Source organism: Chryseobacterium sp. BGA-UO-ETr-SB22, from assembly GCF_059567885.1.
Genome location: NZ_JCAQOV010000003.1, coordinates 308,157 through 322,718 on the forward strand (window position 1 = coordinate 308,157; position 14,562 = coordinate 322,718).

The window sequence follows — 14,562 nt, forward strand, 5'->3', positions numbered from 1 at the left end:
CCTTAAAGCTATATTTAAAGGATATAAACGCCATTCACATAAAAGATTTGCTATGACTACAGAAAACAATCTTTCTGAAAACGAAGAAAAGAACAATCCTAACGAAGTATCTCAGGACACATCAGAAAACCCGGTTTCTCATGATGCAAACCGACATGAAGATGATGCAGAGCACCTGGAAGAACATGAAGAGGTAGAAATTTCTCTGACTGATGCTTTAAAGGAAATGGAAAAAATCATCAACACTCCCAACGCCGGTGAGAATTTCAAAAGATTCAGCCAGCTGAAGGAAAAAGCAAGTCATTATATCCATGATGAAGTGGAAGACAAAAAGCATGAATATGTAGAAGCCGGAAATCCTGCTGAAAATTTCAGCTATGAGCATCCTTCTCAGACTAAATATTCTGCATTGGTGAATATTTTCAAGGAAAAACATGACAACTTCCAGAAAGGACAGGAAGAGGAGCAAAAGAAAAACCTTGAACACCGTCAAAGCATTATCGAAAGACTTAAAAATCTATATACCAATTCTGAACCGGGAGTCAATCTTTTCAAATCCATCCGCGAAATTAAAGAAGAGTGGTCAAAAGCCGGACAGGTTGCAAAATCTGAATTCAAAATTCTTAACAATAATTACTTCCACCACCTGAATCAGTTTTATCAGATGCTGGATCTTAATAAAGAATTTCTTGAGCAGGAATACAGCCACAATCTGGAAAAAAGAGAGCATATTATTGCCCGCGCTAAAGAGCTGGAAAACGAACCGGTGATCCAAAAGGCTTTAAATGAGCTTCAATACCTTCATAAACTTTGGAAAGAAGAGGCTGAACCTGTTGCAGAGGAGTTTCGTGAAAAAACATGGGAAGAATTCAAAGAAATTTCCAACAAAATTCATGAGAGAAAATCTGAGCTTTCTGCTTCTATTGAAAAAGAACAGACTGTAAATCTTGAAAAGAAAAACGAGATCATTGCTGAAATCAAGAAACTTTCTGAGCCATCAGAAACTCCTAACCACAACTATTGGCAAAACTCCATCAAAAGAGTTGAAGATCTACGTTCTGACTTCTTAAAAACCGGAAGCGTTCCAAGAAAATTATCCAACCAAAATTGGAATGATTTCAAAACAACACTGAGAGGGTTTAATACAACGAAAAATAACTATTATAAATCGTTGAAAGGTTCACAGCAAGCGAATCTTGAAGAAAAATTAAAACTAATCCAGACTGCACAGGACAATATGAACAATGAAGAATGGGATATTGTAGTTCCATTATTCAAAAAACTGCAGGAAGACTGGAAAAAAGTAGGCCACGTTCCAAAGAGCATGACCAATAAAATCTGGGATGAATTCCGTGATGCCTGTAATGCATTCTTCAACAACTACAGAGAGAAAAGCAATACTTCCACCGACAACTGGAAAGAAAACTATAAAAACAAAAAAGCGCTTCTTGATGAGTTGAAATTGGTTTCCAATGAGGAAGGCAGCATCGAAAAAATTGAGCAGATCAAAACTTCATGGAATAATATCGGTAAAGTTCCGAGAGATAAAATTTCAATTAATTCTGAATTCAATAAGACATTGAGAGAGAAATTGAAAATAAACAAAATCAACGAACTTGAACTGAAAGAAGAAGGGCTGTCTGAAAACCAACTTACTGACAAAGCAAGAAAGATCAAAAACCAGATTTCTGATCTTGAAGGTGAAATTGTAAAACTGGAAAACAACCTTTCTTTCTTCAACAAACCATCGAGAGAAAATCCTCTTTTAAGAGACACTTACAACACCATTGATGAGAAAAAAGCTCATCTGGAAACATTAAAGCAGAATCTTCACAGCATCATTAGCGGAGATTAATAAATAACAAAATAAATAAAGGCGGAGCAAAGCAATTTGTCTTCGCTTTTTCTTTTTATAAACATGAACAAAGACGAACTATATATCAAAAGATGTATCGAACTGGCGCAAAAAGCCCTTGGCAGAACCTACCCCAACCCTCTTGTAGGCAGTGTGATTGTACACAACGGAGAGATCATTGGTGAAGGCTACCATCATAAAGCAGGAGAAAACCATGCTGAGATCAATGCCATCAATTCCGTTAAAAATAAAGACCTTATTCCGGAATCTACCATCTACGTATCTCTGGAACCCTGTGCGCATTATGGAAAAACTCCGCCTTGTGCTTTAAAGATTAAAGAATTAGGATTTAAAAAAGTGGTTATTGGCGCTATGGATTCCCACGATAAAGTCAATGGCAAAGGAAAAAAAATCATCCAGGATGCAGGAATTGAAGCTATTTCAGGAATCCTGGAAGAAGAGTGTATTGAGCTTAATAAGAGGTTTTTCACTTACCATGAAAAGAAAAGACCCTATATTATCTTAAAATGGGCAGAATCTGGTGACGGATTTTTAGATAAAGACTTTAAACCAACGGCTGTTTCCAACACTCTGGTGAATCAGTTTGTTCATCAGTTAAGAGCTGACGAGCATGCTATTTTAGTAGGAACCCAAACTGCTTTAAATGACAATCCAAGTCTTACGGTAAGAAATGCTGAAGGAACAAACCCTGTCAGAATTCTGATCGACTTTGATTTAAAAGTCCCAGCCAATTTCAACATTTACAACAATGAAGCAAGGACATTGGTTTTAAATGCTGTAAAAGAAGGCATGGAAGGATCTATTCAATTTATTAAAATCAATAAGGATAATTTTCTTCCTGAACTTATGGTAGCATTGTATAAAGAGCAGATACAGTCTGTCATTATTGAAGGCGGCCGTTTTACACTGCAGCATTTTATTGATGCTGATCTTTGGGACGAAGCTATTGTCATCAAAAATGAAAATTTAAAGCTTGAAAACGGAACAAAAGCGCCTGAATTCAATCACACAGCAGCTAAAATTGAAAGTTTAAGAGATAATACCGTTTCATTTTTCAGAATAAAATAAAGCCATTTTATCACCATCAAATGAAATAATTTCTTTACATTAGTTTTACAAAAAAATTACTATGAAAAATTTAAAGAAAATTTCAAGACCAAATTTAAAGAAAGTAAATGGAGGAAGTGCTCCTGAATGCTGCTCATTTTATCCACCTTCATTACAACACTGCTGTGCAACGCCTTCAAGTATGAGCTGCCCACCACCTTGGGCAGATGGAACATTCTCATGTTAATATTATTGAATTAATCAAACAAAAAATATTACCATGAAAAACTTAAAAAAAGTATCCCGAACCAGCATGAAGACCATCAAGGGAGGTATTTTCGTAACATGCATACTACCTAATGGACAGCCTACAAGATGCAGAGATCATTGTCCTCAGGATTTTTGCGGTCCAACAAGCTACATGTGCCTGATTCCAATGGATCTGTGTGGAGATGTGATGTAAGATCGTAATTTTTACATTTAAAATATATAAGCCGTCAAATTTTGACGGCTTAATTTATGATCATGATGCAAAATACTAAAGCATTTAATATTTTTGTAACATTAAAGCCGGAATATACCATGACGTTTGAATACAAAACCATAGAAAAACCCATAGAAAACACTCTTTTAAAGGAAAAAGGGAGCAAGTTTATCGGATTTGCTTTCCCGGTAACCCATGAAAGAGAACTGAAGAATGCGCTGGAGAAAATAAGAGAAGAGCATCCAAAAGCTACTCATCACTGCTACGCCTTCAGAATGGGATTAAATGGTGAAAACTACCGCGCCAATGATGATGGTGAGCCTTCCGGAAGTGCAGGATTACCTATTTACAATCAGCTGTTGGCTAACGAGGTCACCAATATTCTTGTGATTGTAGTCCGGTATTATGGAGGAACCAAACTAGGAGTTTCAGGATTGGTAAAAGCTTATAAAGAATCTGCCAAGGTCACATTGGAAGAAGCCCAAATCATTACCCGTGAACTGGAAACAGAGGTAGAGATTCAGTTTAATTTCAATCAACAGAATACAATATTCACTCTGCTTTCAAAATTCGATGCCAAGGTTTTAAATTTTGATGCTAACGAAAACTGTATTCTTACAGCCTCATTGAAACTGGCACAAAAAGAAAACATCTCGGAAAAACTCTCCGAGATGCAATATGTTTCATTTGAATTTAATGATTAATCTCTCCTTCCGCTAAGAAGTAATGATCCCCAGTAAAGAAGCTGTGCCAGAGATCCTAAAGCCGCTACTACATAAGTTCTAGCCGCCCACTTCAGACTATCCTGTACTCCTACAAATTCTTCTGCGGTTACAGTTCCTGTATCTTTAAGCCATTTCATAGCTCTGTTACTTGCATCATATTCCACAGGAAGCGTTACAAAAGCAAAGAGTGTTGTCACAGCAAACATGGCAACTCCAATAGCAAGAACAGTTGTATTCCCATTGGGGTTTTCCATCGTTCTTGATGCAGCCATTACCGCGATACCTGCTATAAGGACAAATTGCATCAGATTGGAACTTATATTAACAATAGGAACCAGTTTTGAACGCAAATTCAACATAGAGTATCCTACAGCATGCTGTACAGCGTGTCCGCATTCATGAGCTGCTACTGCGGCTGCAGCGGCATTTCTTTGCATGTAAACCCCTTCAGAAAGGTTCACTGTTTTATCTGCCGGATTATAGTGGTCCGTCAACTGCCCGGGAACAGATATTACCTGAACATCATTTATCCCGTTATCTCTCAACATTTTTTCCGCTACTTCTTTCCCCGAAAGGCCATTTCGAAGGTGTACATTGGAATAATATTCAAATTTAGATTTCAACCTGGACGAAACCCACCAGCTCACCAGCATTGAAATACCAATAATGATATAATAACCCGCCATTTTATATAGATTTTGTGTTTAATTTTTATCCATAATGATATAAAAACTGTGCCAAAGTATAAGATATTATTATTTATATTTGTCCTTAAATTACCATCAAAAGTTATGTCTAAGGTTTCAATTATTGAAGTAAAAACAGCCGGTCAACTCAAGCAATTCGTAAAATTTCCGATGGATCTGTACAAAAATAATCCGTACTATGTTCCATCCTTTATTAAAGACGAAATGAAAATATGGGATGCAAAAGAAAATCCGGCATTCCTCTATTCCGAATCCAAGCAATTTCTGGCACTAAAAGACAGTAAAGTAGTGGGAAGAATTGCTGTAATTATCAATCATAAAGAGGAAAAAGAACTAGACATCAAAAAAGTCCGCTTTGGGTGGATCGATTTCATTGATGATACAGAAGTTTCTAAAGCGTTGATCCAAACAGCTATTGATTACGCCAAAGAACATGACATCAATAAGATTGAAGGACCTATGGGATTTACCAATCTTGACAAAGCAGGTATGCTGACAATGGGATTTGATAAACTGGCAACAATGATTGGAATTTACAATCATGCCTATTATCCTAAACATCTTGAAAATCTTGGATTAACCAAAGAAAAAGAATGGGTAGAATATGAGATGAATTTCCCGAAAGTACTTCCTGAAAAGGTAGAGAAATTCAGTGGGTTAATTGCTCAGAAATACAAACTCAGCGTTCTTGCATTCAAATCAAAGGAAGAAATTCTCCCGTATGTAGAACCTATGTTCAAACTATTGGACGAAACTTATAAACACCTTTCTACGTATACTCCAATTTCTGATGAACAGATCAAGACATACAAAGAAAAATATTTCCCATTCATTGATAAAAATTATGTGATCTGTGTAGTGGATGAAAATAAACAACTGGTTTCTTTCGCCATTACAATGCCTTCTTACTCTAAAGCTTTACAAAAATCAAAAGGGAAACTATTTCCTTTCGGATGGTGGCATTTTTTACAAGCCGGTAAAAAGAATGACAGAGCTAATTTTTACCTTATCGGAATTCACCCTGAATATCAAAGACGTGGCGTAACTGCTATTATCTTCAAAGAAATTTTTGTAAGATTTACCAGTATGGGAATTAATTTTGCAGAAACCAACCCTGAACTGGAAGAAAATAAAAGTGTCCAGGTCTTATGGCAGGATTACAATCCGGTAAATCATAAGAGAAGAAGAACCTATTCGATGGAGGTGAATAAGTAATATTGTATTTTGTAAAAATAATGTACAATGTAAAAAGTGCATTATAGGGTGCAGGAATAAGAAAGGTTAAATAACATCCGGATAATTTATAATCTAAACGAATTTTAAATCTTCAGTCCTGCATCCCCGAAAACACTACACCCCCTCACCCCATTATCTGCTAGCTAAAACCTATAAATCTTTACTCTATGAAACCGCAGCTTATTATTTTCGCTATTTTAATCGCTGGATTTATCAGTTATAACTTATTTTTCCAGTCACAGGATGACAGGTCAAATACGGTGATTAATATTGCTTTTGCCAGTATTCTTTTTGGATACATCTCTTTTATAGCTTATACTCTTTTGAAAAAAATAAAAAAATAAAAAATATTAAATCATAATCAGATTCTATGAAATAAATCTATATTTACTCCTGCTAATAACCACCTTCATGAACAAAATATTACTATTCTTCGGAATATTCCTTATTCCGATATCAATATATTCTCAGGAATTTTACGTCAACACTTTTTCGGTAAGCAATTATATTAACTTTATCAATAATGTATACAGATTTGACGTTTCCGGTCCTTCAGAAGTTGTGGAATCATTCTGTACTCCAAATGCTATAGCCAATGAAATCTATACAGATATTGCCATTGACAGCAATAACAATATGTACTACCTTACCGGTTCAGGTTTATTATACAGAAAAAAGAATACAGATTCCAGTTGTGAATTTCTAGGTGATTTCACCACTGGTATTGCTGCAGCCAATTCATTAGTAGCCGATTCCGGAAACTATCTTTATGCTGCAGGAAATAATCCTAATGCATTATACAGATATGATATGAATACCGGTATTTTCACAGAGATTGGCAATCTGTCTGATGGGCAAACCCCTTCGGGAGATCTGTTTTTCTATGAAGGCAGACTTTTTCTAACCATCACCGGCGGTATTGTTGAGATTAATATGGAAAATCCTTCACAGAGCTGTCCTTTTATGGCCATCAATACACAGAATCCATACGCCGCTTTTTCTATTGATTACGGAACATATTCAAAAGCATACCTTATAACGTATGAAAACAATAAATCTACCTTCTCTGAAATTAATATGATCAACAAACAGATAGGAGATCCAATACGTACTTATAATCATCTTATCTACGGTGCAGCAGCCCGCTATACTTTAACATCCACCAATTCCACCTGTACTTTGACCCCATTGAGCACCAAGGAAAATCTTTCACAAAAAACATATTTTAGCGTAAGCAATCCTTCTACCCATAAAATTGTATACAAAACCAATATTGAAAGCAACCAGATTATCTCCATCCAGCTGTTTGACAACTCCGGAAGACTTATCAAAGACTTCTCTAATCAAAACAATATTGGAACTCTGGATATCTCCAATATCCCTGATGGCCTATATCTTTTGACAGTTAGTACAAAAAATGGGGAAAAACACACTAAAAAAATAATCACTAAAAGCTAATTTTTATTGATTCTAAATTACTGATTTCACTCATTTTCATCCGACTTTTAAGCTTATTAATTTCATGCTTTCTTGTTTATTCGCTAAATTTGCAAATTGAGATAATAATGCAAAAATGAATTTACCTGAAAGTTATATTCCAATCCTTATCCAGGCTGGTGTAGCAGTAGGATTTGTAGCTGTTTCTTTGCTTGGGGCACATTTCTTGGGGCCACAACAGAAAAAAGGAAACTCTGTAAAAAACCAAAGCTGGGAATGCGGGATTCCTGTAGAAGGAAATGCGAGAACACCGTTTTCTATCAAGTACTTCCTGACTGCGGTATTGTTCGTACTATTCGATATTGAAATCGTATTCTTTTATCCTTACGCAGTAAACTTTAGAGAATTCGGCATGGAAGGATTCCTTGCTGTGCTTACGTTCGTTGCGATCTTCTTCGTAGCGTTTTTCTATGTTTGGAAACGCGGTGCGCTGGATTGGGATAAATAAATTTTAACATTAAAAGATTGAACAATTTAATCATTGAAATCAGAAATGATAATTTTTAAATGCTTAATCTTTAAATATTTAACAAAAGAAAATGTCAGATAAAAAACCAGTAATAAGAACAGATGCACCTGCTCCCGAAGGATATGAAGGAGAAGGGTTTTTCGCAACAAAACTGAGCAGTGTAATCGGGATGGCAAGAAAGTTTTCACTTTGGCCGTTACCATTTGCTACCTCTTGTTGTGGTATTGAGTTTATGGCTACCCTAAACCCAACGTATGATGCTTCAAGATTTGGTATGGAAAGAAACTCTTTCTCTCCAAGACAAGCAGATATGCTGATGGTTTGCGGAACTATATCAAAGAAATTAGGACCAGTCCTGAAAGAAGTTTACACTCAGATGGCAGAGCCGAAATGGGTAGTAGCAGTTGGAGCTTGTGCTTCCAGCGGTGGTATTTTTGATACGTATTCTGTACTTCAGGGAATTGATAAAATTATTCCGGTAGACGTTTATGTTCCTGGATGTCCTCCAAGACCTGAACAGATCATTGAAGGTGTAATGCAGGTACAGGCTCTTGCTGAAAGCGAAAGCATCAGAAGAAGAGATATGCCTGAATATCAGAAATTATTAGATTCTTACAACATAAGCAACTAAACGGAAATGACAAACGAATTTGTATTAGAAGCAATCACAAGAGAATTTCCGGAATCTGTTATTTCAAGTTCAGAACCTTATGGGATGCTGACCATTGAAGTGAAGAAAGAAGATATCAAGAAGATCATTCACTATCTTAAAGATTCATCTTTGGAATTTAATTTCCTTACGGATATCTGTGGTATTCACTATCCTGAATTCCCTGAAAAGGAAATAGGTGTTGTCTACCATTTGCATAATATGATGGCCAATTTCAGATTACGTCTGAAAATATTCATGTCCAGAGAAAATATCGAAGTAGATTCCCTTACGGAGTTATATGCCGGAGCGAACTGGATGGAAAGAGAAACGTATGATTTCTATGGGATTAAATTTAAAGGACATCCGGATCTTAGAGCTATTTTGAATATGGAAGATCTTGGATACCACCCAATGTTGAAAGAATATCGCCTTGAAGACGGTACCAGAACCGATAAGGACGATAATATGTTCGGAAGATAAAAAATATAAATGATTACTGATGGTTGATTCATTATCAATTATCCTTTATCAATTATCAATTATATATTATATATTATGAAAGATAACTCATTATCTAATATACTAAACCAGTACGAAAGTAAGGAACAGATTGACGGGCAGTTGTACACCCTCAATTTAGGACCTACCCACCCTGCTACTCACGGGATTTTCCAGAATATCTTAACGATGGACGGAGAGAGAATTCTTCATGCTGAGCAAACGGTAGGATATATCCACAGAGCATTTGAGAAAATTTCTGAAAGAAGAAACTACTCTCAGATCACTACCCTTACAGACCGTATGAATTACTGTTCTGCACCCATCAACAATTTAGGTTGGCACATGACAGTAGAGAAACTGATTGGCGTTAAAGTTCCAAAGCGTGTAGACTATATGCGTGTTATCTTAATGGAGCTGGCAAGAATCGGTGACCACCTGATCTGTAACGGGGTAACCGGAATGGACTCAGGAGCTATTACAGGTCTTACTTATATGTTCATCGAAAGAGAACGTATTTATGATATGTACGAGCAGATCTGCGGAGCAAGGATGACAACCAATATGGGAAGAATTGGAGGATTTGAAAGAGATTTCACTCCTAAGTTCCATGAGTTACTGAAAGATTTCTTAAAAACCTTCCCGGCAAGATTCAAAGAATTCGGTACTTTATTAGAAAGAAACAGAATTTTCATGGACAGAACCATCGGTACAGGAGCTATTTCTGCCGAAAGAGCATTGAGCTATGGTTTCACAGGTCCCAACTTACGTGCAGCAGGTGTGGATTATGATGTGAGAGTTGCACAACCTTATTCTTCTTACGAAGATTTCGACTTCATCATTCCGGTAGGAACTTCTGGTGACACTTACGACCGTTTCATGGTTCGTCAACAGGAAATCTGGGAATCCCTTAAAATCATCAACCAAGCATACGACAACCTTCCGGAAGGACCATTCCACGCGGATGTTCCTGATTTCTATTTACCTGAAAAGGCAGATGTTTACAGCAAAATGGAGGCATTGATCTACCACTTCAAAATTGTAATGGGAGAAACAGATGTACCGAAAGGAGAAGTTTATCATGCTGTAGAAGGTGGAAACGGAGAATTAGGATTCTATCTTGTGAGCGATGGAGGAAGAAGCCCTTACAGACTTCACTTCAGAAGACCATGTTTCATCTACTACCAGGCATATCCTGAAATGATTACAGGTTCTGTAATTTCAGATGCCATTGTAACGATGTGTAGTATGAATATTATTGCGGGAGAATTAGACGCATAAAAAGAAGAGGTCAGACATCAGATTTCAGATGTTAGACTCTTCGCTTTACATATAAATTTAAAATCTGATGTCTGAAATCTGGCATCTGAAATCTTAGATAAAAAATGAGCGAAACAATAGCTTTTAAACCGGAAAGTTTAGCACAGGTACATAAAATTATCGCAAGATATCCTGAAGGAAGACAGAAATCTGCTCTTCTTCCTGTACTTCACTTAGCACAGAAAGAATTCGGAGGATGGTTAGATGTTCCTGTGATGGATTATGTTGCCGAACTATTAAGTATCCAGCCGATTGAAGTATATGAGGTGGCTACTTTCTATACCATGTTTAATATGAAGCCTGTAGGGAAATATGTATTGGAAGTTTGCAGAACAGGACCTTGTATGGTTTGTGGAAGCGAAAAAATCCTTGATCATATCAGAACCAAACTGAATATTAAAGATGGGGAAACTACCGAAGACGGCATGTTTACACTAAAACCTGCTGAATGTCTTGGAGCATGTGGATATGCGCCAATGCTGCAGTTAGGGAAATTCTTTCATGAAAATTTGACAATAGAAAAAGTAGATGAGATCCTTGAGCTTTGCAGACAGGGACAACTTGCTTTAGACTAATAGAAATTCTGAATCTTAGATTTAGAATTTTACATTATTCACTTAACGTTTAATAATAAATTAATGCAGGAAGCCAAAAGCCGATTGCAATAAGCAAATAACAATGAGTAAAAAACTTTTACTTAAAGACGCACATATAGAAGGTATTCGCTACTTTGAAACATACCGTAAACAGGGAGGTTATACAGCAGCTGAAAAAGCCTTGAAGATGACTCCTGACGAAATTCTTGAAGAAGTAAAAGCTTCAGGACTAAGAGGACGTGGTGGAGCTGGATTCCCAACAGGAATGAAATGGAGCTTTTTGGCTAAGCCTGAAGGCGTTCCAAGACACCTTGTTGTGAATGCTGACGAATCTGAGCCTGGAACATTCAAAGACAGATACCTTATGGAATTCCTTCCTCATTTATTGATTGAAGGAATGCTTATTTCATCTTATACTTTAGGTTCTAATGTTTCATATATCTATATCCGTGGAGAATATTCTTGGATTCCGGATATTTTAGAAGAAGCTATTGAAGAAGCTAAAGCTGCAGGATTTTTAGGTAAAAACATTCTAGGAACTGGTTTCGATTGTGAAATTTATGTTCAGAGAGGAGGTGGAGCTTATATTTGTGGTGAAGAAACTGCATTGCTTGAATCTCTTGAAGGAAAGAGAGGTAATCCAAGACTAAAACCACCATTTCCAGCTGTAAAAGGACTTTGGGAAAGACCAACGGTAGTAAACAATGTTGAATCTATTGCAGCGATTGTTCCAATTATTGATATTACAGGAGCTGAATATGCTAAAATTGGAGTAGGAAGATCTACAGGTACAAAATTGATTTCTGCTTGTGGGAACATCAACAAACCGGGTGTATATGAAATCGATATGACCATCACTGTAGAAGAATTTATTTACTCTGATGAATATTGCGGTGGTATTAAAGACGGAAAAAAATTAAAGGCTTGTATTCCAGGAGGAAGTTCTGTTCCAATCGTTCCAGCAAATTTATTGTTGAGAACTGTGAATGGAGAGCCAAGATATATGAACTATGAATCATTGTCAGATGGTGGTTTTGCTACCGGAACAATGATGGGTTCAGGAGGTTTCATCGTTTTAGATGAAGACCAGTGTATTGTAGAACATACCATGACATTGGCGAGATTTTATCACCATGAAAGTTGTGGACAATGTACACCTTGCCGTGAAGGAACGGGATGGATGCACAAGATTTTGAAGAAAATCGAGAAAGGAGAAGGAAAAATGGAAGATATCGATCTACTTTGGGATATCCAGAGAAAAATCGAAGGAAATACCATTTGTCCATTAGGTGATGCAGCAGCCTGGCCGGTTGCAGCAGCAATCCGTCACTTCAGAGATGAATTTGAGTGGCACGTGAAAAACCCTGAGTTGTCACAAACTCAAAATTATGGATTGGCACATTATGCAGATCCTATTCCGGCTGTTGAAAAAAATGCTTAGTTTAAAATGAAGAAGTTATTAGTTGTTGGCTTAATGATGTCGAATTTTGTATTTGCACAGAATAAGAAAACAGATACTGCAAACTATAATAGATCCGTTGAAGAGGATTTGTCATATGTAGCGAGTGAAAAACAGCAGATTAAAGCTGAAAAAAAGGAAAAGCCTTTACCATTAAGTAAGAAAGGTCAGGTTTTCGTATTCTACGGCTGGAACAGAGCGGCCTATAGCAATTCTGACATCCATTTTACCGGAAACGGATATGATTTTCAACTGAATAATGTAACGGCACAGGACAGACCTACAAAATTCGGAATTGTCTATTTTGATCCAAGCTGGTTTACTGTGACACAGTATAATTTCAGAATAGGATATTTTATTAAAGACAATTTAGCATTGGTACTTGGGATAGACCATATGAAGTATGTAATGGATCAGAACCAGACTGTAGGTTTCAAAGGTCATATTTCAGATCCTGAATATGCAGCAATGGTTCAAAACGGGCAGGTTAATCTTGCAGATGAGAAGTTCCTTACTTTCGAACATACAGATGGACTTAACTACGAAAACTTAGGTCTTGAGAAATACAAAAATCTGGTTCATAAGAAAAATATAGATTTAGTATGGTCTTATGGAGCAGGAATCGGGTTTATGTTTCCGAAAAGTAATGTAAAACTTTTTGGAAATGAAAGAAGTGACCGTTTTCACGTTGCAGGGATGGGAACCGATATCAGATCCAGTATTAACTTAGTTTTCTGGAAAAACTGGATGCTGAGAGTAGAAGGAAAAGCCGGTTATATTAATATGTGGGATATTAAAACTACATTAAATAACAAACCTGATAAAGCACGCCAGGATTTTGTTTTCGGACAGGTTCTGGGAGGAATTGGATATACATTTAATACGAAGAAATATAAATAACAAAGCCTATTGCTTAACGCATAAAGCTTAAAGCATATCATATGAGCGAAGAAGTTAAAAAATTCAAAATAACTATAGACGGACAAACTGCTGAAGTGATGCCTGGTACTTCCATTCTGGAAGCTGCAAGACAAATCGGTGGAAAATCTGTACCTCCTGCTATGTGCTACTACAGCAAGTTAGAGACCAGTGGAGGGAGATGTAGAACATGTCTTGTAGAAGTTTCTAAAGGGTCTGAAGCAGATCCTCGTCCTATGCCAAAATTAGTAGCAAGCTGCAGAACTAATGTAATGGATGGGATGGAAGTAAAAAACCTTACTTCTGAGAAAGCGCAGGAAGGAAGAAAAGCCGTTACCGAGTTCTTATTGGTCAACCACCCGCTGGACTGCCCTGTTTGTGATCAGGCTGGAGAATGTCATCTTCAGGATTTGGGTTATGAACACGGAAATCTTCAGACAAGAACTGAATTTGAAAGAAATACTTACGAAGCTGATGATCTTGGACCGAACATCAAATTGAATATGAACCGTTGTATTCTTTGTGCAAGATGCGTATTAACAGCTAATCAACTTACAGAAACAAGAGAGCACGGTATTCTTTTCAGAGGAGACCACGCGGAAATTTCTACTTATTTAAATAAAGCTTTAGACAATGACTTCATCGGAAACGTTATCGACGTATGTCCGGTAGGAGCATTAACAGACAGAACAGCACGTTTTACAAGCAGAGTTTGGTTCACAAAACCAATGAATGCTACTTGTAAATGTGATAAGTGTTCCGGAAAAGCTGTAGTATGGATGAAAGGTGACGAAATCGTAAGAGTAACTGCAAGAAAAGACCAGTGGGGTGAAGTGGAAGAATTCATCTGTGATACATGCCGTTTCGAAAGAAAAGCATTATCAGACTGGAACATCGAAGGTCCTAGACATATCGACAGACACTCTGTAATTTCATTGAACCACTACGAAAAACCTAAGGATGAGCTAAGAGTTTTAGACAATCCTATGGCTAAAGAAATCAGTGAAAAAGACGAAAAATAATTAATAAGACATCAGATTTCAGATACCAGACTTCAGACAACAAATTAAATCTGACA

17 protein-coding genes are annotated in these 14,562 nt (G+C 36.8%); 16 read left to right on the top strand and 1 reads right to left on the bottom strand.

What is annotated here, in order from left to right; all coding sequences use genetic code 11:
* Window positions 1-52: 52 nt before the first annotated feature.
* The 5 genes from AC57AW_RS03285 (at window position 53) to AC57AW_RS03305 (ending at window position 4,111) form a co-directional block, all read left to right on the top strand.
* Complete coding sequence (locus AC57AW_RS03285; RefSeq protein ID WP_496350811.1) at window positions 53-1,855, top strand: DUF349 domain-containing protein; 1,803 nt, start codon at window positions 53-55, stop codon at window positions 1,853-1,855.
* Between the two features lie 63 nt (window positions 1,856-1,918).
* Entirely contained in the window at window positions 1,919-2,944 is a 1,026-nt protein-coding gene (ribD, locus tag AC57AW_RS03290) for a bifunctional diaminohydroxyphosphoribosylaminopyrimidine deaminase/5-amino-6-(5-phosphoribosylamino)uracil reductase RibD (RefSeq protein WP_496350812.1), read from the top strand.
* A 61-nt stretch (window positions 2,945-3,005) separates the two neighbouring features.
* Window positions 3,006-3,170: a bacteriocin-like protein gene (locus AC57AW_RS03295; protein WP_496350813.1), complete on the top strand. Its 165-nt coding sequence runs from the start codon at window positions 3,006-3,008 to the stop codon at window positions 3,168-3,170.
* A gap of 33 nt (window positions 3,171-3,203) precedes the next feature.
* Window positions 3,204-3,386: a bacteriocin-like protein gene (locus tag AC57AW_RS03300; RefSeq protein WP_496350814.1), complete on the top strand. Its 183-nt coding sequence runs from the start codon at window positions 3,204-3,206 to the stop codon at window positions 3,384-3,386.
* Between the two features lie 119 nt (window positions 3,387-3,505).
* Window positions 3,506-4,111, top strand: a complete 606-nt coding sequence (locus AC57AW_RS03305; protein WP_496350868.1) for an IMPACT family protein — start codon at window positions 3,506-3,508, stop codon at window positions 4,109-4,111.
* On the opposite strand, the gene AC57AW_RS03310 is transcribed toward AC57AW_RS03305, so the two are convergent.
* The gene (locus tag AC57AW_RS03310; protein WP_496350815.1) at window positions 4,108-4,818 is read right to left on the bottom strand and encodes a zinc metallopeptidase; all 711 of its coding nucleotides are present in this window, start codon (window positions 4,816-4,818) and stop codon (window positions 4,108-4,110) included. The two genes, AC57AW_RS03305 and AC57AW_RS03310, sit on opposite strands and share 4 nt — an antisense overlap.
* 105 nt (window positions 4,819-4,923) lie before the next feature.
* On the opposite strand from AC57AW_RS03310, the gene AC57AW_RS03315 reads away from it, so the two are divergent.
* From AC57AW_RS03315 to AC57AW_RS03365, 11 genes are all read left to right on the top strand, one after another.
* Window positions 4,924-6,054 (top strand): GTP cyclohydrolase, encoded by a 1,131-nt coding sequence (locus AC57AW_RS03315; RefSeq protein WP_496350816.1) that lies wholly within the window; start codon window positions 4,924-4,926, stop codon window positions 6,052-6,054.
* Between the two features lie 188 nt (window positions 6,055-6,242).
* A complete protein-coding gene (locus AC57AW_RS03320) occupies window positions 6,243-6,419 on the top strand; it encodes a hypothetical protein (protein ID WP_496350817.1) in 177 nt (58 codons plus the stop codon).
* Between the two features lie 67 nt (window positions 6,420-6,486).
* Window positions 6,487-7,533, top strand: a complete 1,047-nt coding sequence (locus AC57AW_RS03325) for a T9SS type A sorting domain-containing protein (RefSeq protein WP_496350818.1) — start codon at window positions 6,487-6,489, stop codon at window positions 7,531-7,533.
* 115 nt (window positions 7,534-7,648) lie between these two features.
* Window positions 7,649-8,020 (top strand): NADH-quinone oxidoreductase subunit A, encoded by a 372-nt coding sequence (locus AC57AW_RS03330; RefSeq protein WP_047377762.1) that lies wholly within the window; start codon window positions 7,649-7,651, stop codon window positions 8,018-8,020.
* 91 nt (window positions 8,021-8,111) lie between these two features.
* Window positions 8,112-8,672, top strand: a complete 561-nt coding sequence (locus tag AC57AW_RS03335) for an NADH-quinone oxidoreductase subunit B (RefSeq protein WP_002983540.1) — start codon at window positions 8,112-8,114, stop codon at window positions 8,670-8,672.
* Between the two features lie 6 nt (window positions 8,673-8,678).
* Window positions 8,679-9,173: an NADH-quinone oxidoreductase subunit C gene (locus AC57AW_RS03340; protein ID WP_496350819.1), complete on the top strand. Its 495-nt coding sequence runs from the start codon at window positions 8,679-8,681 to the stop codon at window positions 9,171-9,173.
* A gap of 75 nt (window positions 9,174-9,248) precedes the next feature.
* Window positions 9,249-10,472, top strand: a complete 1,224-nt coding sequence (gene nuoD / locus AC57AW_RS03345; protein ID WP_103234090.1) for an NADH dehydrogenase (quinone) subunit D — start codon at window positions 9,249-9,251, stop codon at window positions 10,470-10,472.
* 104 nt (window positions 10,473-10,576) lie between these two features.
* A complete protein-coding gene (locus AC57AW_RS03350; RefSeq protein ID WP_047377758.1) occupies window positions 10,577-11,086 on the top strand; it encodes an NADH-quinone oxidoreductase subunit NuoE family protein in 510 nt (169 codons plus the stop codon).
* Window positions 11,087-11,189: 103 nt separating this feature from the next.
* Window positions 11,190-12,548, top strand: coding sequence for an NADH-quinone oxidoreductase subunit NuoF (gene nuoF / locus AC57AW_RS03355; RefSeq protein WP_496350820.1), 1,359 nt, complete (start codon window positions 11,190-11,192; stop codon window positions 12,546-12,548).
* Between the two features lie 6 nt (window positions 12,549-12,554).
* Entirely contained in the window at window positions 12,555-13,466 is a 912-nt protein-coding gene (locus AC57AW_RS03360) for a hypothetical protein (protein WP_496350821.1), read from the top strand.
* A gap of 41 nt (window positions 13,467-13,507) precedes the next feature.
* Window positions 13,508-14,506 (top strand): NADH-quinone oxidoreductase subunit G, encoded by a 999-nt coding sequence (locus tag AC57AW_RS03365; protein WP_318848599.1) that lies wholly within the window; start codon window positions 13,508-13,510, stop codon window positions 14,504-14,506.
* Window positions 14,507-14,562 lie beyond the last annotated feature (56 nt).

What these genes read in the sequence shown, in the direction of transcription:
- AC57AW_RS03320 (WP_496350817.1), top strand. Translation starts at nt 6,243, where the DNA reads ATGAAACCGCAGCTTATTATTTTCGCTATTTTAATCGCTGGATTTATC.
- AC57AW_RS03325 (WP_496350818.1), top strand. Translation starts at nt 6,487, where the DNA reads ATGAACAAAATATTACTATTCTTCGGAATATTCCTTATTCCGATATCA.
- AC57AW_RS03335 (WP_002983540.1), top strand. Translation starts at nt 8,112, where the DNA reads ATGTCAGATAAAAAACCAGTAATAAGAACAGATGCACCTGCTCCCGAA.
- AC57AW_RS03305 (WP_496350868.1), top strand. Translation starts at nt 3,506, where the DNA reads ATGACGTTTGAATACAAAACCATAGAAAAACCCATAGAAAACACTCTT.
- AC57AW_RS03340 (WP_496350819.1), top strand. Translation starts at nt 8,679, where the DNA reads ATGACAAACGAATTTGTATTAGAAGCAATCACAAGAGAATTTCCGGAA.
- AC57AW_RS03365 (WP_318848599.1), top strand. Translation starts at nt 13,508, where the DNA reads ATGAGCGAAGAAGTTAAAAAATTCAAAATAACTATAGACGGACAAACT.
- AC57AW_RS03285 (WP_496350811.1), top strand. Translation starts at nt 53, where the DNA reads ATGACTACAGAAAACAATCTTTCTGAAAACGAAGAAAAGAACAATCCT.
- nuoD (WP_103234090.1), top strand. Translation starts at nt 9,249, where the DNA reads ATGAAAGATAACTCATTATCTAATATACTAAACCAGTACGAAAGTAAG.
- AC57AW_RS03330 (WP_047377762.1), top strand. Translation starts at nt 7,649, where the DNA reads ATGAATTTACCTGAAAGTTATATTCCAATCCTTATCCAGGCTGGTGTA.
- ribD (WP_496350812.1), top strand. Translation starts at nt 1,919, where the DNA reads ATGAACAAAGACGAACTATATATCAAAAGATGTATCGAACTGGCGCAA.
- AC57AW_RS03295 (WP_496350813.1), top strand. Translation starts at nt 3,006, where the DNA reads ATGAAAAATTTAAAGAAAATTTCAAGACCAAATTTAAAGAAAGTAAAT.
- AC57AW_RS03315 (WP_496350816.1), top strand. Translation starts at nt 4,924, where the DNA reads ATGTCTAAGGTTTCAATTATTGAAGTAAAAACAGCCGGTCAACTCAAG.
- AC57AW_RS03310 (WP_496350815.1), bottom strand. Translation starts at nt 4,818, where the DNA reads ATGGCGGGTTATTATATCATTATTGGTATTTCAATGCTGGTGAGCTGG.
- AC57AW_RS03360 (WP_496350821.1), top strand. Translation starts at nt 12,555, where the DNA reads ATGAAGAAGTTATTAGTTGTTGGCTTAATGATGTCGAATTTTGTATTT.
- nuoF (WP_496350820.1), top strand. Translation starts at nt 11,190, where the DNA reads ATGAGTAAAAAACTTTTACTTAAAGACGCACATATAGAAGGTATTCGC.
- AC57AW_RS03300 (WP_496350814.1), top strand. Translation starts at nt 3,204, where the DNA reads ATGAAAAACTTAAAAAAAGTATCCCGAACCAGCATGAAGACCATCAAG.
- AC57AW_RS03350 (WP_047377758.1), top strand. Translation starts at nt 10,577, where the DNA reads ATGAGCGAAACAATAGCTTTTAAACCGGAAAGTTTAGCACAGGTACAT.